Origin of the sequence: Pseudoxanthomonas sp. LH2527 (assembly GCF_022539275.1) — a bacterium.
In the GTDB taxonomy this organism is placed as follows: domain Bacteria; phylum Pseudomonadota; class Gammaproteobacteria; order Xanthomonadales; family Xanthomonadaceae; genus Pseudoxanthomonas_A.
On record NZ_JAKZBW010000026.1, the window covers coordinates 1 to 16,249 of the forward strand.

Sequence of the window (16,249 nt, forward strand, 5' to 3'; positions counted from 1 at the left end):
GGGGAAAGACGCAAGTTTAGCCGGTCCCGTGGCCGCGCTGGTCTATCCTGAACCGCCCCGAGTCGCAGTGATCCTCGCATGAGCCTTCCTGTCCTGGTGATCGGCAACAAGAACTACTCCTCCTGGTCGCTGCGGCCCTGGCTGCTGCTGCGGCACTTCGGCGTGGCCTTCGACGAGGTCCGGCTGCTGCTGGATACGCCCGGGTTCGCCGACGGGGTCCGGCATCACTCGCCGACCGGCAAGGTACCGGCGCTGCACGATGGCGGGGTGCACGTATGGGATTCGCTGGCGATCTGCGAATACGCCAACGAGCGCTGGCTGGACGGCAGGGGATGGCCGCAGGACCGTGAGTCGCGCGCGCTGGCCCGCGCGGCGGCGGCCGAGATGCATTCGGGCTTCGTGGCGCTGCGCACGCAGCTGCCGATGAACAGCCGGCGCACGCCCGACGCCTACCGCTGGGACGCCGCCGCCCAGCGCGACATCGATCGCGTGCAGGACCTGTGGCGACAGTTACGTGAAGCACACGGTGGCGATGGCGACTTCCTGTGCGGCGGGTTCGGCATCGTCGACGCGATGTACGCGCCGGTGGCGATCCGCTTCGAGGGCTACGGCGTGGAGGTGGACGCGACCGCAGGCGCGTACATGCAGGCGCTGTTCGCGCTGCCGGCCATGCGCGAGTGGCGCGCGGCGGCCGCGGCGGAAACTGAATCGGTCGCGGCCACCGATGCATTGCGCGTTCCGCTGTAACGGACGCGCGGTGTAGGCTGGCGGCGGAGGACACATCCATGCGCGTGGTCTACCTGGCCGACAACCTGTTCGACGCCCATCTGGTCAAGCACGCGCTGGAGGAGGCCGCGATCCCGGCGTTCGTGTTCGGCGAATCGCTGCTGGGCGGCATGGGCGAACTGCCGCTGTTCGGCGTGCTGCGGGTCTGCGTGCCGGACCCGGCATTCCCTGAAGCAGAGGGCATCGTGCAGGCGCTGGGACTGGAATCGCGCGACGACGGCCCCATCTTGGAAGACGATGGCGAAGGCGCCGGCATCCTGCCCGCCTGATCCGCCTTCCCCCACGACCACGACCACGACCACGACCACGAGGTTCACCATGCTGGGTATCGGAGCCTACAAGCAGCGCATGCCGCGCGCGGAAGACATGCTGCCCGGACGCAGCACGCCGCTGCCGCTGCACAACGTGCATTTCGTCAACGGACATCCGTTGCGCGATGCATTCGACGGTCTGCAGCAGGTCGAATTCGGCCTGGGCTGCTTCTGGGGTGCCGAGCGCAAGTTCTGGAACGTCCCCGGCGTGTACAGCACGTCGGTCGGCTACGCCGGCGGTGGTACGCCGAATGCGACCTACGAGGAAGTGTGTTCCGGCCAGACCGGCCACAACGAAGTCGTGCGCGTGGTCTACGACCCGGCGCAGGTGTCGTTCGAGCAACTGTTGCAGGTGTTCTGGGAAAGCCACGATCCCACCCAGGGCATGCGCCAGGGCAACGACGTGGGCACGCAGTACCGCTCCGGCATCCATTGCCACACGCCGGAGCAGCAGGCCGCTGCCGAGGCCAGCCTGCAGGCCTACCAGCAGCAGTTGCGTGCGGCCGGCTACGGCGACATCACGACCGAAGTCGTCTACCCGGCGCCGCCGTTTTACTACGCCGAGGACTATCACCAGCAGTACCTGGCGAAGAATCCGAACGGTTACTGCGGACTCGGCGGCACCGGCGTGAGCTGTCCGATCGGGCTGGATGCCTGAGGCAGAGCGGTTGTGGGAGCGACGTCAGTCGCGCTGCCGTTTGAGCTGACCGTGGAAGCGTCGCGACTTATGTCGCTCCCACGGTGTGTCTTCCCTGAAACCGCGTAATGCCACGGACGTAAACGGCTTCATACGCGCTGCCGCCGGTGTCCGGGCGGCGGGTGGAACGGCGCCAGTGCCCGCCGTCCTTGGCCCGCGCTTCCACCCGTCAGTCCTCGGTGCGCAAGCGCTCGTCGTCGGCGCGAAGGCGGCCTCAGGCCGCCAGCTTCTCGCGGATGGTCGCGCGCAATGCCTGCAGGTCCTTGGCGAAGGCGTCGATGCCGGTGGCCAGCTTTTCCTTGGCCATCGGATCGGCCTCGATCGCAGCGGCGAAGCTCTCCGCCGTCACCGGCGCGGCCGTCACGCCTTCGGCGACGCCGGGCGATAGCTTGCGCGGCAGTTCGCCGGTTTCCTGCTCCAGCTTCTCCAGCAGGTCGGGCGAAATCGTCAGGCGGTCGCAGCCGGCCAACGCCTCGATCTGCGCGGTCGAACGGAAGGACGCGCCCATCACGACGGTCGGCGAGCCGCGGCGCTTGAACTCGGCATACACGCCGCGCACGAACACCACGCCAGGATCCTCATCGATGGTCCCCGGCGCCTGGCCGTTGGCCACGTACCAGTCGAGGATGCGGCCTACGAACGGCGAAATCAGGAACGCGCCGGCCTCGGCGCAGGCGATCGCCTGGGTGGGGTTGAAGATCAGGGTGAGGTTGCAGTCGATGCCTTCGGCCTGCAGGACGCGTGCGGCTTCCACGCCTTCCCAAGTGGACGCGACCTTGATCAGGATGCGCTCGCGGCCGACGCCCTGGTCGGCATACATCTGCACGAACTTGCGCGCCTTGGCGACGGTGGCGGCGGTGTCGTGGGCCTGGTCGGCGTCGACCTCGGTGGAAACGCGGCCGGGAATCAGGCCGGCCAGCTTGACGCCGACGCCCACGGTCAGGCGGTCCACGATCTCGTCCACCAGCGCCTCTCCGCCCCCCTGCGCGCGCGCCCAGGTGAGTTGCTCTTCGATCAGGTCGGCGTACACCGGCAGGTCGAGCGCCTTCTTCACCAGTGTGGGATTGGTGGTGCAGTCCACCGGCTTGAGGCGCTTGATGGCGTCGTAGTCGCCGGTGTCGGCGACGACGACGGAGAGTTCGCGGAGCTGCTGGAGTTTGCTGGGGGCGGCGGAGTTCATGCGGTGGCTCGGCTGGGGCAGAGGATGGGGAGGGGAAGTATGCCCTGTCCCCCGGTGCGGAGGTTTGTGGCAGGCGGTGGGAATTGGCGTTGTTTTGGCATGGTGCGGCTCGTCGCCGAGCTAGGCTTGATGGTCATGGTCGCGCGGTTCAAGCCCCTCTCCCTGCGGGAGAGGGGTTGGGGAGAGGGCCAACGAAGTCCATGTCTTCGCCATCCGTTGGCCGTTGCCACATCCGCCATGGGCTCTTGCTTTTGATGGCCTTGCGGGAGGGACTTTTCTCGATGCCCGGCACTGCCGCGCGTGATCCCTGCTTTCTCTCGGGAGCGTACTCGCCAGGCGGACTCGCGCTTGAGCCCCTCTCCCTGCGGGAGAGGGGTTGGGGTGAGGGCCAACGAAGTCCGCGTCTTCGCTCTCCATGGGGCGCCACAACATCCGCGATGGCTTTTGGGCCCGTGGCCTTGCGGGCGAGGCTTTCTGCTGCCGACGCATGGTGCCGCTCGCCGCGGGGGCGTCCCTTTCTTTGCTCGTGCAAAGAAAGGGACCAAAGAAACACGCCCCAGGCGGCACGCCCTGCGCTTTGCGCAGGGTCCGCGAGCGGTCCGGGAATTTTCGTAAGGCACATCCGTGTGCCATACGAAAACGCCGCCCATCCGGGGCGGCGCCCTTCGGGTTTTACCCGGCCCACTCGCCGTGCCTCATGGGGGCCCAAAAGCAGCAGCAACAGCAAGTGCGGATGCGTCCGCTTCGGCTCCTGGGTCCCCTGAGGTCCGGCAGTCCCGGCGGGTAAAACCCGCAGGGCGGCGCACAGGACGTGCGCCGTTTCCGTATGGGCCAGGATGGCCCTTACGAAAATTCCCGCCGGGACTGCGAACCCGCCGCGCAGCGGCGGGCGGACCGCCGGGGTGTGCTTTCTTTTGCCTACTTTTCTTTGCACAAGCAAAGAAAAGTAGGGCCTCCGCGGCGAGCGGCACCATCTCCAACCACCCATAAAAATCGCCGCGAGCGCTTGAGTTCGATGGTCGACAACTTCCGCCGACGCCAACGGTCCGCATGTCGATCCAGCAAGCACTCAGCGATGCAGATCGCCGCTCGCTTCCGGCTGATAAGTGATCGCGGTGACCCGCAGGCGCAACGGGCGGTTGCCGGCGGCCTGCCAGTCGATCGTCTGACCCACCGACAGACCGAGCAGCGCGCTGCCGACCGGTGCCAGCACGGAGACCAGGCCGGTCTCGACGTTCGCTTCGTGGGGATAGACCAGCGTCAGCTGGTGATGCTCGCCGGTGAGCTCGTCATCGCATTCCACGCGCGAGTGCATCGTCACGACGTTGTCCGGCATCTGGTCCGGCGCGCGCACGTCGGCGCGGTTGAGTTCGTCCATCAGTGCCAGCGCCGCCGGATGCCGGCGCAGCACGGGGGTATCGAGCAGGGCTTCGAGACGCGACAGGTCGCGGCTGGAAATCACGAGCGGGGGCAGGGAAGGCGGCAGGCCGCTGGTGCGGGTGTTGTTCATCGTGGTTCTCTCGGTTTTGGGGTCGCGCAAAAAGAAACGGGCGACGCGTTGCTGCGCCGCCCATCGGAGTCCTGTTTTGCGCGCTTACCGTAGCCCGGAAGCGCGATGCCTTCAAGCCATGTGCGGACGCGACGGTTCAGGTGGTCGGGTGGCGCTGGTCCCCGCGGCATGGGCGGGCGCATCCGGCTCAAGCAGCCCCGCTGGCAGTTCGCGGAACACCTGCGCGAGTTGCTGCAGGAACTCGCTCATCGCCGAGCTCTTGCGCCACACCATCGCGATCTGCCGGCTCGGATGCGAATCGCTGAAGCCGAGCAGGTGGATGTTCGGCGAACGCGCCACCGGCGGCTTCACCGCCAGCGTCGGCAGCAGGGTGATGCCGACATCGGCCGCCACCATCTGCCGCAGCGTTTCCAGGCTGGTGGCGCGGAACTCGGATTTTTCGTTGGCGCCGGCCAGGCGGCAGACGTCCAGCGCCTGTTCGCGCAGGCAATGACCATCTTCCAGCAGCAGTAATTGCTGCTGCGACAGCTCGGCCAGGGTCAGCGACGCGCGTTGCGCCAGCGGGTGCGACTCGGGCACGGCCAGCACGAAGGGTTCCTCGAACAGGAATTCGGTGTGCAGCTGGTCGTCCGCGATCGGCAGGGCCAACAGGCCGGCGTCGAGCTTGCCTTCGCGTAGGCGCGACAGCAGCACGTCGCTCTTCTCCTCCACCAGCAGCAGCTCCAGGTGCGGGAAGCGTGCGCGCAACTGCGGCACCACGTGCGGCAGCAGGTAGGGCCCCAGCGTGGGGAACAGGCCCAGCCGCACCGTGCCGGCTTCCGGATCCTGGCTGCGGCGCGCGGCTTCCTTCATCTGCTCGACTTCCGCCACGATGCGTCGCGCGCGGTCGGCGGCGTCGCGGCCCGCCGGCGTCAGCATGACCTTGCGCGGCGCGCGTTCGACCAGGGGCACCCCCAGTTCGTCTTCCAGCTTCTTGATCTGGGTCGACAGCGTGGGCTGGCTGACGTAGCACGCGGCGGCGGCGCGGCCGAAATGCTTGTGGTCGGCCAGTGCCACCAGGTACTTCAGGTCGCGGAGATTCATCGGACTCCTCCCTCAGGGAACGGCTTTGCGTGCGACGAAGGCGCGGACCCTGCGTGGCCCGCGCCGGTGCATCATGCCGCGACCGCGTCCGGGGTTTCCACCGGCGCCGACGTGCGGATCAGGTGGTCGAAGGCGCTGAGCGCGGCCTTGGAGCCTTCGCCCATGGCGATGACGATCTGCTTGTACGGCACCGTGGTGGCGTCGCCCGCGGCGAACACGCCCGCCACGCTGGTCTGGCCGCGGTCGTCGACGATGATCTCGCCGCGCGGGCTCAGGTCCACCACGCCCTTCAGCCATTCGGTGTTCGGCAGCAGGCCGATCTGCACGAAGATGCCTTCCAGTTCGACGCGGTGCGTGTCGCCGCCGGTTCGGTCCTTGTAGACCAGACCGTTGACCTTGCTGCCATCGCCCAGCACTTCCGTCGTCTGTGCGCTGGTGACGACGCGCACGTTCGGCAGGCTGCGCAGCTTGCGCTGCAATACGTCATCCGCGCGCAACTGGCTGTCGAATTCGATCAGCGTGACCTGCGCCACGATGCCGGCCAGGTCGATCGCTGCCTCCACGCCGGAATTGCCGCCGCCGATCACCGCCACCCGCTTACCCTTGAACAGCGGGCCATCGCAGTGCGGGCAATAGGCCACGCCCTTGTTGCGGTACTCGTTCTCGCCGGGCACGTTCATCTGCCGCCAGCGCGCACCGGTGGACAGGACCACGGTCTTCGACTTCAGCGACGCACCGTTGGCCAGTTGCACCTCGACCAGACCGTCGGCGCCGGCCGGCACCAGCTTCTCCGCGCGCTGCAGGTTCATCACGTCGACCTGGTAGTCCTTGACGTGCTGTTCCAGGGCCGCGGCCAGCTTCGGGCCCTCGGTGTAGGGCACGGAAATGAAGTTCTCGATCGCCATGGTGTCCAGCACCTGGCCGCCGAAGCGCTCGGCCGCCACACCGGTGCGGATGCCCTTGCGCGCGGCGTAGATCGCAGCCGCGGCACCGGCGGGCCCGCCACCGACCACCAGCACGTCGTACGGCGCCTTGGCCTTGATCTTCTCGGCCTCGCGCTCGCCGGCGTTGGTGTCCAGCTTGGCGACGATCTCTTCCACGCCCATGCGGCCGGCGCCGAACACCTCGCCGTTGAGGAAGATCGTCGGCACCGACATCACTTCGCGCTGTTCGACTTCCTGCTGGAACAGCGCGCCGTCGATGGCGACGTGCTGGATCTTCGGATTGAGCACCGCCATCAGGTTCAGTGCCTGCACCACGTCCGGGCAGTTCTGGCACGACAGCGAGAAATAGGTTTCGAATCGATAGTCGCCGTCCAGCGTGCCGATCTGTTCGATCAGATCCTGCGCCAGCTTCGACGGATGGCCGCCGACCTGCAGCAGCGCCAGCACCAGCGAGGTGAACTCGTGGCCCATCGGCAGGCCGGCGAAGGTCAGGTGGATGTCATGGCCGGGCGAGGTCAGCGAGAACGACGGCGTGCGCTCGCCGCCCTGCTGTTCGGTGACATGGATGTTCGCGGATGCGTCCTGCAGTTCGCGCAACAGCGCCTGCAGTTGCGACGAGGCGTCGCTGCCGTCCAGGTGGGCGGTGATGTGGATCGGGCGCACGGCCTTTTCCAGGTAGGCCTTGAGCTGCGTCTTCAGATTGGCGTCCAGCATGGCGAACGTCTCCGTGGAGGGATTCTGGGAAGAGAACCGGGGAAGGGAAGGTCAGGCGTTTGCAGGAGCGGCATGCGCCGGGGGAGGGAGCCGGCCAGGGAGAGAGGAGCCGGCGAGCGGCGCATGCCGCTGCTGCAAACGTCCGAGAGAGAGCCACTCCGGGCCGGTGGCCCGGAGTGGCGTGATGCGATGGAACTGGCGCGTCCCGGCGAGGAACGCGCGGTGCTGCGGAAATGCTTAGATCTTGCCGACCAGGTCCAGCGACGGGGCGATGGTCTGGGCGCCTTCCTTCCACTTGGCCGGGCAGACCTGGCCGGGGTTGGCGGCGGTGAACTGCGCGGCCTTCAGCTTGCGCAGGGTTTCCGACACGTCACGGGCGATTTCGTTGCTGTGGATCTCGGCGGTCTTGATGACGCCTTCCGGGTTGATGACGAAGGTGCCGCGCAGGGCCAGGCCTTCCTCTTCGATGTGCACGCCGAAGGCGCGGGTCAGCTGGTGGGTCGGGTCGCCGACCAGCGGGAACTGGGCCTTGCCCACCGCCGGGGAGGTTTCGTGCCACACCTTGTGCGAGAAGTGCGTGTCGGTGGTGACGATGTAGACCTCGGCGCCGGCCTTCTGGAACTCGGCGTAGTTGGCGGCAGCGTCTTCCACTTCGGTCGGGCAGTTGAAGGTGAAGGCGGCCGGCATGAAGATCAGGACCGACCACTTGCCCTTCAGGGTGCCGTCGGTGACTTCGACGAATTCGCCGTTGTGGAAGGCGGTGGTCTTGAACGGCTGGACCGGGGTGTTGATCAGGGACATCGGAGATCCTCGTGAGTGGAGTGGGTGTGGTGAAGCGATGGCGCCATGGTAGGCAGGGGCTATTGATATCTCAAATCGATTGATGGAATTGGATAGATAGTCTTTGGCTATCGGAGCGCCTGAACAGGCTCGCCAGCACGGCCACCGCCGGTACCGATCTTGGGTGTGAATCCCGGTTTTTCAATGAGTTGGCGGGTCGCGCCTTGGCCGATGATGGAGACTCGACCGCGCCGGCCGGCGTCGAGAATCGCCTGTCGGACGGCCTGCGCCGGGCTTCCTCCCTCCATACGCGATTGAGCACCATGATGGTGCAGCGCCGCGATGCGGCGGCGTCCGGGGCGGCGCGCGGCCCGGTACCATGCCCGGCGATGCCTGCCGACCTGCCCACCGACCGCCTTGACCTGGCCTTGCGTGCCGCCGCGTTGGGCCTGCCCGGGCCGGACGCCCGCCACGAGGCCGAACACCTGCTGCTGCACGTGCTGCAGCGCGAACGTGCGTGGCTGTTCGCCCACGGCGACGATCCGCTGCCCGCGCCCCAGGCGGCGGCTTTCCAGGCGCTGCTGCAGCGCCGGGCCGCCGGCGAACCGCTGGCCTACCTGCTGGGCCGTCGCGGGTTCTGGACGCTGGACCTGCAGGTCTCGCCTGCCACGCTGATCCCGCGCCCGGAAACCGAACGTCTGGTGGAACTGGCGCTGGCGCGGCTGCCCGACGACCGCCCGCTGCGCATCGCGGACCTGGGCACCGGCAGTGGCGCCATCGCGCTCGCGCTGGCCAGCGAGCGGCCGCTGGCGCAGGTCGTGGCGACCGATGTCAGCGAAGACGCGCTGCAGGTCGCGCGGGCGAACGCCGCGGCGAACGGCATCAGCAACGTCGCGTTCCGCGGCGGAAGCTGGCTGGCGCCGCTGGCTGGCGAGCGCTTCGATCTGATCGCCAGCAACCCGCCCTACATCGCCGAGGGCGATCCTCATCTGGGGCAGGGCGATCTGCGCTTCGAGCCACCGACGGCATTGTCGTCGGGGCCGGACGGACTGGAGGCCATCCGCGAGATCGTCGCGGCCGCACCGGCGCATCTGCGGCCCGGCGGCTGGCTGTTGCTGGAACATGGATGGGACCAGGGCGAGGCGATCCGCGCGCTGCTGGCAGCGGCGGGCTTCGTCGAAGTCGCCACGGAAACCGACCTGGAGCAGCGCGACCGGGTGACGCTGGGGCGCGTAACGGAAGGGCAAGATCGCAGCCGCTAGACTGTCGCTTTCTTCCAGGACATGCCGCCCATGCGCACGCTGTATCCCGACATCGAGCCCTTCGACACCGGCACGCTGAAGGTCGACGACCGCCATACGCTCTACTACGAACAGTGCGGCAATCCGCACGGCAAACCGGTCGTCCTGCTGCATGGTGGCCCCGGCGCCGGTTGCAGCCCGAAGATGCGCCGCTTCCACGACCCGGCCAAGTACCGCATCGTGCTGTTCGACCAGCGCGGTTCCGGTCGCTCCACGCCGCATGCCGACCTGGTCGACAACACCACCTGGGACCTGGTCGCCGACATCGAGAAGCTGCGCGAGGCGCTGGGCATCGACCGCTGGCAGGTGTTCGGCGGCAGCTGGGGCTCCACGCTGGCGCTGGCGTACGCCGAGACGCACCCGCAGCGCGTCACCGCGCTGGTGCTGCGCGGCATCTTCATGCTGCGCCGCTGGGAACTGGAATGGTTCTACCAGGAAGGCGCCAGCCGCCTGTTCCCGGATGCGTGGGAGCACTACGTCACCGCGATCCCGTCGGTCGAGCGCCACGACCTGATTTCGGCCTTCCACCGTCGCCTGACCTCCGACGACAAGGCCACCCGCCTGGCCGCCGCCAAGGCCTGGAGCGTGTGGGAGGGCGCGACCAGCTTCCTGCATGTAGATGCGGATTTCGTCAGCGGGCACGAGGAGCCGGAGTTCGCGCTGGCGTTCGCGCGCATCGAGAACCATTACTTCGTCAACGGCGGCTTCTTCGAGGTCGAAGACCAGCTGCTGCGCGACGCCTCGCGCATCGCCGACATCCCGGGCGTGATCGTGCATGGCCGCTACGACGTGGTCTGCCCGGTCGCCAATGCCTGGGAACTGCACAAGGCCTGGCCGAAGGCGACGCTCGAAATCACCCCGGCGTCGGGCCACTCGGCGTTCGAGGCCGAGAACGTCGATGCGCTGGTGCGCGCGACCGACGCCTTCGCCTGACCCGAAGCCTTCATGACCACCGAGGGGAACACGATGGACGAACAGCGCACACCGGCTTCCGCCTTCGACCAGCGCGTGCTGGATCTGTACGACGACTACGTGCATGGCCGCGTCGACCGGCGCGGTTTCCTGTCTGGCGCGGCGCAGTTCGCGGTGGGCGGCACCACGGCAGCGGCGCTGCTGGCGGCGCTGGCTCCGCAGTATGCCTTCGCGGCGCAGGTCGCGACCGATGACCCACGCATCACCACCGTCTATCGCACGTTCCCCGCACCGCTTGGCCATGGCGAGGGTCGTGGCCTGCTGGCGATGCCGCGTGCGGAAGGACGGCATCCTGTCGTACTGGTGGTGCACGAGAACCGCGGCCTGAATCCGTACATCGAAGATGTCGCGCGCCGGCTGGCGGTCGCCGGCTTCATCGCGTTCGCGCCGGATGCGCTGTATCCGCTGGGCGGCTATCCGGGCAACGACGATGCCGGTCGCGAGATGCAGGCCACGCTCGACCGCGACAAGGTGATGGCGGATCTCGAAGCCGCCGCGCGCTTCGCCGATGCGCTGCCGCGCAGCAGCGGCAGGCTGGGCGTGATCGGCTTCTGCTTCGGCGGGCTGGTGACGAACTTGCTGGCGTCGCGACTGCCTGACCTGGTCGATGCTGGCGTGCCGTACTACGGTGGCCAGCCGTCAGCGGAGGAGGCCGCGCGCATCAGGGCGCCGCTGCTGCTGCAGTTCGCCGAACTGGATGCGCGCGTCAATGCCGGCTGGCCGGCCTACGAGCAACAACTGCAGGCGGCCGGCGTGCCCTACACGGCGCATGTCTATCCGGGCGTGAACCACGGCTTCCACAACGACACCACGCCGCGCTACGACCAGGCTGCGGCGGAGCTGTCCTGGCAGCGCACGCTGGCCTTCCTGCGCCAGCATCTCGGCTGACCCGCGCGCCTGTCGCCATGTCCGGTGCCGCCACCGCGGCACGAACAAACCGGGAATGTGTCGCCGGCCCGATGCGCGGGCCGCGACCTCACCGGATCAACGGGCAGGGCAGCGCGATGGCGGAAGTGGCAGCACAGGCAGCGGCGAGGATCGGGCTGGAGGACGTCGACGTTCCGCGATTGGGCATGGCGGCGATGCGCTTCATCAACGCCATCGAACAGGGTCAGCACGAGATCCTGTGGTCGGCCGCGTCGGCGACGATGCGCGATGGCATGCCGAAGGAATCCTTCCTCGGCCAGCTCGAGCAACGCCATCGCGAACTCGGGCGCGGCACGGCGCGGCGATGGGTCGCGGTGCGGGTCGACCAGCCCGCGCAACGCACGCGCTGGCAGATCGGGACCTATGCGGTGCTCGAGTTCTCGGTGAAGTTCGGGTCGATCGGACTGCCGCACCGCGAGGTGGTCACCCTGCGGCGGGAGGAAGAAGGCGTCTGGCGCCTGGCCGGCTACGCCGTCAAGGTCGCCTGATCGCCTCAGCCGCGCGGCGTGCCGTCGAGCGTGTGGTCGATCATCCACAGCCCGGCCCAGAGCTTGGCATCCAGCGCGTAGCCTTCGCCCATCTTCTGCGCCAGCCAGGCCGCCGCGCGCGGGCGCGGAACCGCATGCACGGTGATGTCCTCGTCGCCATCGCCGCCGCCATCGCCGACCTTGCGCAGGCCGGTGGCACGGACGAAGGCGATCTTCTCGCTGCTGCTGCCCGACGACGTGGGGCCGATCATCAGCACCTCGGCGTGGTCGGCGGTCCAGCCGGTTTCCTCTTCCAGCTCGCGGATGGCGGAGACTTCGATCGATTCGCCGGCATGGATGTCGCCCACCAGACCTGCCGGCATCTCGATGGTGCGCGCCTGCAACGGCACGCGGAACTGCTCGACGAACAGCACATCGTCGTCCGGCGTCACCGCAATGATGATCGCGGCCAGTCCGCCGGCGTGCGCGCGCTCCACGTATTCCCACGTGCCACGCACCATCATCCGCTGGTATTTGCCCTGCCAGACCACCTCGGCGGGCGCCTTGCGCTTGTTGTCGTCGCGTTCGTTCATGCGGCGATGCTATCGGGTGCGGATGACGTTTGACAGCGGCTCAGTAGCCGGGCGGCTCCAACCCCGCCGCCACCCGCAGCCGCCGCCGCGTCATCGGGCCGAAACGCAGGGCATCGGACAGGCCGGCCAGCATGTCGCCGTCGGCCTGGCCGCGCGCATGGCCGGAGGCGATATCGCCCAGCGGCGCGTCCAGTGCGATGGTGGTGAGCTGGCGCCACAGCAGCGCGTGCTCGCGTTGTTCACGCAGGCGGACGGCCATCGTGGCGGCGCCGCGCAGGCGCAGGAAGGCGACTTCGTCCATGCGGGCGAGCAGGGTGTCCAGGTCGCCGAAGTGCGCCAGCAGCACCGCTGCCGATTTCGCGCCGATGCCGGACACGCCCGGGATGTTGTCCACCGCATCGCCGGTCAAGGCCAGGTAATCGGCGATCTGTCGCGCCTCCACCCCGTGACGGGCCTTCACCCCGGCCATGCCCCAGCGCTGGCCGCGCGCGAAGTCCCACTGCTCGTCATGTTCCGCCAACAGCTGCGACAGGTCCTTGTCGGCGGACACGATGATGCCGCGGAAGCCGCGTGGACGCGCTTCGTGCAGCGCGCTGCCGATCAGGTCGTCGGCCTCGTATTCGGCATGGGCCAGCACGCTCAGGCCGAGCGCGGCGCACAACGCCTTGCAATGCGTGAACTGGCGGCGGAGTTCTTCCGGCGCCGGTTCGCGGTTGGCCTTGTAGGCCGGGTAGAGGCGATTGCGGAAACAGCTGTCCAACGCCTCGTCGAAGGCGATGGCGATATGCGCGGGGCGTTCCTTCTCCAGCAGTTCGAGCAGGAAGCGCGCGAAGCCATGCACCGCATTGGTCGGCCAGCCGTCGGCGTCCTGGAACTCGTCCGGCATCGAATGCCAGGCGCGGAACACGTACAGGCTGGCATCGACCAGATGGAGCGGGCGCGGGTGCAGCGGCTCAGGCATCGGGGGTCCACTCGGTCAGCAGCGCGGCCGGATCGGGGCGTTCCCGTTCGGGCGCCTGCAGGCGCGGTGTGCCGATGTGGATGAAGCCGACGATCTTCTCGTTCGGTGCGAGGCCGAGCAACTGTGACACGTGGGTGTCGTAGGCCATCCATCCGGTCAGCCACTGCGCACCGAATCCGTACGCCTGCGCCGCCTGCAACAGGGCGAAGCAGACGCTGCCGGCGGTGAGCAGCTGCTCCTGCTCGGGCACCTTGTGGCCGGCGGTCAGCCGTGCGACCACGGTGATGATGTCCGGTGCGCTGGAAAAACGGCCGCGATCCTTTTCCACGGCGGCATCGGGGGCGTCGGGGTCGAGCGCGCGGGTGCGTTCCGCCAATCGGTCGCCCAGCGCATGCCGCGCGTCGCCATGCAGATGGATGAAGCGGAACGGCACCAGCTTGCCGTGGTCGGGCACGCGCACGGCCGATGCCAGCATGCGCCGCAGCGTCGCCGGGTCCGGGCCGGGCTCGGCCAATTGCTTCGAGGGAACGGAGCGGCGCGCGTCCAGCGCCTGCAACAGACTTTCGGTGGGCATCGAGTCGCCTTATAGTGGGATGCAGTGCACGGTATCGGTGCATGAGTTTAATCGCAGCGGACGCATCACCGTCCGCGCCACGCACGGATCCGCACAGCAGGACGGGTCGTAGCGGACAACCTGGCCGACCCGACGACGCAATGCCCGCCACCCCGCCGCCCCTTCCCACCTCCGGCAACCAGCTCGTCGAACTGTTGCAGGAAGCGATGCAGGCGCCGCTGGAAGCCGCATTTGCCGACGTCGTGGACGGCCTGCGCCAGCCCATGCTGGACCGGCTGGAGCGCATGGAACTGGATCGCGCGCCCTATCTGGAAGGGCTGCTGGCGTTGAAGGACCGGCGGGAACTGATTCTGCGTGGATTCCGCGAGGACATGGCGGCGGCATGGCGGACCGCCGCCGCCGGCGAAGCCCCGGTGGCGCGCTTCGGCCAGGAGCAGGCCGGTTCGGACCTCGGCCTGGTCGAAGAGGACGAGCTGGATGTGCGCCTGGCGACGGAGCAGCTGGCCGACCTCATCTCACGCGAATGGCAGTCCGAACTGCTGCGCCTCAATGGCTACCTGACCTGGCTGGACATGGGCGTGCGCCTGCAACCGGACAGCGCGCCGTATTCGCCGGCGCGCGTGGCGATGGCGGTGTATCGGGGCTTTGCGGTCGCGTCGTTGCCGGGCAACGTGCGCGCACTGGCGGTGCAGTGCTGCGGACGGGAACTGGTCGAGCTGCTTGGGCCGATCTACGAATCCATGCACGCGCAGCTGGTGCGCAGGCTCGGTGCCCAGGACAGCACGACGGGACGCACGCGTCGGGCGCAGGCGATTCCCAGCACCGGCGACGAAGCTCCCAACGAGCCCGACTGGATGACGCGTTTCTTCGTGTCGTGGGACGAAGGCGATGCCGACGCCGCAATCGCCCACGCGGAATCCGCCCCCAGCCTGCCGCCGGCGCTGCACAACCTGCTGGAGGAATCCCGGCAGCAGCGTGCGCGTAGCCAGGGTGCCGTGCGCAGCCACGTGACGCCGACCTCGCTGTCGCAGCGCGAACTGGTGGTGGCGCTGACGCTGTTGCAGATCGGCGTGCCCGAGGTGCACGCCACCATCCTGTCCACGCCGGACCGGTTGCAGGCCGCGTTCAAGCAGCAGATCTTCCGTCACGCCGCGCAGCTGGGCGTGGCGCCGGAAGCCGCGGCGATCACGGACATCGACGAGAACGTGGTCGACCTGGTCGGCATGCTGTTCGAGGTGATCTTCCGCGAGAGCCATCTGACGCCGGAGCAGGTGCAGGTGCTCGGCCGCCTGATGGCGCCGATGACCAAGGTCGCGCTGCAGGACCGCAAGCTGTTCCTGCAATCCACCCATCCCGCGCGTCGCCTGTTGAACGTGCTGGTCGAGGCCTGCGACGGCAACCCCGGCGAGACCGAGGCCCAGCGCCTGCTGCTGGAGAAGGTCAAGGACACCGTGCAGCGCGTGGTGACGGATTTCGACGAGAGCCAGTCGGTGTTCCGCGCCGCGCGCGCCGATTTCAACGATTTCTACGCGCGCTACCGCGGCGAGGCGGTGAAGGTCGAGCAGGCGCTGGCCGCCGAGCAGCAGGCGAAGGACGCCGAAGCCGAAGCGGTGTCGCAGTTCGCCACCCAGCTCGACGCGCGCCTGCAGGCCCAGGACCCGCCGCTGGCGATAAGGCGTGTGCTGGTGGACTCCTGGCCGGCGTACGCCGCGCGCATGCAGGCGCTGAACAAGCCACAGGCCGCACCGATGATGCTGGAGGGCCTGCTGCAGGCCGTATCCGACGCCCACGTGCGCAGCGATGTACGCGCCTGGCATGCCGCGATGGACTGGCTGCAGCCCATGTGGATGGCCTCGGGCCAGTCGCGCACCGCCATCGCCGCGTTGCGCGAGCAGCTGTTCTCGGCGCTGGTGCAACCGCAGGCGACGCCGGAGGAAACGCCGGCGACCCCGCAGGAACCGCCGGTGGAGCCGCCGCCGGTGCTGCCGGGCCTGCTGGAGGCGCACGAGTGGGTGCAGGGCATGGAGCATCTCGATCCGGTGATGACCGCCTACTTCCAGGATCTGCGCGAGGGCAGCTGGCTGGACTTCGTCGACAAGGACAACCGTGTGCAGGCCGGCCGCCTGAGCTGGGTCAGTCCGTTCTCGCGCCGCATGATGTTCGTCAGCCGCGCGGGCGCGCGCATCTGCGTGGCGTCGGTGCAGGAGCTGGTGGTGATGGCGCAGCTCGGGCGCGTGCGCATGCACCGCGACGAAGACGCGTTCTACAGCGCCATGCAGGGCGTGGTGGACCGGCTGGTGACGCCCGCGGCGGGCTGAGCCGGGCGCGGGCGAGCACATGCAAGCCGCGTGCCGCGGGGGTTTTCTGTGCGGTAACGTGTTGCGTGGCATCAAACTGCCGAGGCCATCACGGTTGCCCGTCGGTCGGATTTCCTACGATGTCATCGCGG

The 16,249-nt window shown here is 68.3% G+C and carries 16 protein-coding genes; 8 read left to right on the forward strand and 8 right to left on the reverse strand.

The window, feature by feature from the left end; genetic code table 11:
• The first annotated feature begins 78 nt into the window (after window positions 1-78).
• Genes MMG85_RS13995 through msrA form a run of 3 tightly spaced genes read left to right on the forward strand, consistent with a single transcriptional unit; the run spans window position 79 to window position 1,755 of the window.
• Entirely contained in the window at window positions 79-747 is a 669-nt protein-coding gene (locus MMG85_RS13995; protein ID WP_241046580.1) for a glutathione S-transferase family protein, read from the forward strand.
• A 38-nt stretch (window positions 748-785) separates the two neighbouring features.
• Window positions 786-1,055: a DUF2007 domain-containing protein gene (locus MMG85_RS14000; protein WP_241046581.1), complete on the forward strand. Its 270-nt coding sequence runs from the start codon at window positions 786-788 to the stop codon at window positions 1,053-1,055.
• A gap of 49 nt (window positions 1,056-1,104) precedes the next feature.
• Window positions 1,105-1,755, forward strand: a complete 651-nt coding sequence (msrA, locus tag MMG85_RS14005; RefSeq protein ID WP_241046582.1) for a peptide-methionine (S)-S-oxide reductase MsrA — start codon at window positions 1,105-1,107, stop codon at window positions 1,753-1,755.
• A 253-nt stretch (window positions 1,756-2,008) separates the two neighbouring features.
• Here the strand turns inward: msrA and MMG85_RS14010 are convergent, their stop codons facing one another.
• From MMG85_RS14010 to ahpC, 5 genes are all read right to left on the reverse strand, one after another.
• On the reverse strand, window positions 2,009-2,974 hold the full coding sequence (locus MMG85_RS14010; RefSeq protein WP_241046583.1) for a transaldolase: 966 nt from the start codon (window positions 2,972-2,974) through the stop codon (window positions 2,009-2,011).
• A gap of 1,069 nt (window positions 2,975-4,043) precedes the next feature.
• The gene (gene rnk, locus MMG85_RS14015) at window positions 4,044-4,484 is read right to left on the reverse strand and encodes a nucleoside diphosphate kinase regulator (protein ID WP_241046584.1); all 441 of its coding nucleotides are present in this window, start codon (window positions 4,482-4,484) and stop codon (window positions 4,044-4,046) included.
• A gap of 111 nt (window positions 4,485-4,595) precedes the next feature.
• Entirely contained in the window at window positions 4,596-5,567 is a 972-nt protein-coding gene (gene oxyR / locus MMG85_RS14020) for a DNA-binding transcriptional regulator OxyR (RefSeq protein WP_241046585.1), read from the reverse strand.
• A 71-nt stretch (window positions 5,568-5,638) separates the two neighbouring features.
• Window positions 5,639-7,225: an alkyl hydroperoxide reductase subunit F gene (gene ahpF / locus MMG85_RS14025; RefSeq protein WP_241046586.1), complete on the reverse strand. Its 1,587-nt coding sequence runs from the start codon at window positions 7,223-7,225 to the stop codon at window positions 5,639-5,641.
• Window positions 7,226-7,462: 237 nt separating this feature from the next.
• On the reverse strand, window positions 7,463-8,026 hold the full coding sequence (gene ahpC, locus MMG85_RS14030) for an alkyl hydroperoxide reductase subunit C (RefSeq protein WP_055940616.1): 564 nt from the start codon (window positions 8,024-8,026) through the stop codon (window positions 7,463-7,465).
• Window positions 8,027-8,394: 368 nt separating this feature from the next.
• Between ahpC and prmC the strand changes: the two genes are divergently transcribed.
• From prmC to MMG85_RS14050, 4 genes are read left to right on the forward strand one after another with little or no spacing between them, the layout of a single operon-like run.
• Window positions 8,395-9,267 carry a peptide chain release factor N(5)-glutamine methyltransferase gene (prmC, locus tag MMG85_RS14035; RefSeq protein WP_241046632.1) on the forward strand — a complete coding sequence of 291 codons (873 nt, stop codon included), beginning with the start codon at window positions 8,395-8,397 and terminating at the stop codon, window positions 9,265-9,267.
• Between the two features lie 30 nt (window positions 9,268-9,297).
• Window positions 9,298-10,239 (forward strand): prolyl aminopeptidase, encoded by a 942-nt coding sequence (gene pip / locus MMG85_RS14040; RefSeq protein ID WP_241046587.1) that lies wholly within the window; start codon window positions 9,298-9,300, stop codon window positions 10,237-10,239.
• 12 nt (window positions 10,240-10,251) lie between these two features.
• On the forward strand, window positions 10,252-11,166 hold the full coding sequence (locus tag MMG85_RS14045) for a dienelactone hydrolase family protein (protein WP_241046588.1): 915 nt from the start codon (window positions 10,252-10,254) through the stop codon (window positions 11,164-11,166).
• Between the two features lie 17 nt (window positions 11,167-11,183).
• Window positions 11,184-11,693 (forward strand): DUF4019 domain-containing protein, encoded by a 510-nt coding sequence (locus MMG85_RS14050; protein ID WP_241046589.1) that lies wholly within the window; start codon window positions 11,184-11,186, stop codon window positions 11,691-11,693.
• A 5-nt stretch (window positions 11,694-11,698) separates the two neighbouring features.
• On the opposite strand, the gene MMG85_RS14055 is transcribed toward MMG85_RS14050, so the two are convergent.
• The 3 genes from MMG85_RS14055 to MMG85_RS14065 are packed head-to-tail and all read right to left on the reverse strand — an operon-like array spanning window position 11,699 to window position 13,800.
• Entirely contained in the window at window positions 11,699-12,265 is a 567-nt protein-coding gene (locus MMG85_RS14055) for an NUDIX hydrolase (protein ID WP_241046590.1), read from the reverse strand.
• A 40-nt stretch (window positions 12,266-12,305) separates the two neighbouring features.
• Window positions 12,306-13,226, reverse strand: a complete 921-nt coding sequence (locus tag MMG85_RS14060; RefSeq protein ID WP_241046591.1) for a 5'-3' exonuclease H3TH domain-containing protein — start codon at window positions 13,224-13,226, stop codon at window positions 12,306-12,308.
• Window positions 13,219-13,800 (reverse strand): nitroreductase, encoded by a 582-nt coding sequence (locus tag MMG85_RS14065; RefSeq protein WP_241046592.1) that lies wholly within the window; start codon window positions 13,798-13,800, stop codon window positions 13,219-13,221. The genes MMG85_RS14060 and MMG85_RS14065 overlap by 8 nt, the downstream gene beginning before the upstream one ends.
• Window positions 13,801-13,940: 140 nt before the next feature.
• On the opposite strand from MMG85_RS14065, the gene MMG85_RS14070 reads away from it, so the two are divergent.
• The gene (locus MMG85_RS14070; protein WP_241046593.1) at window positions 13,941-16,118 is read left to right on the forward strand and encodes a DUF1631 family protein; all 2,178 of its coding nucleotides are present in this window, start codon (window positions 13,941-13,943) and stop codon (window positions 16,116-16,118) included.
• The last annotated feature ends 131 nt before the right edge of the window (window positions 16,119-16,249 follow it).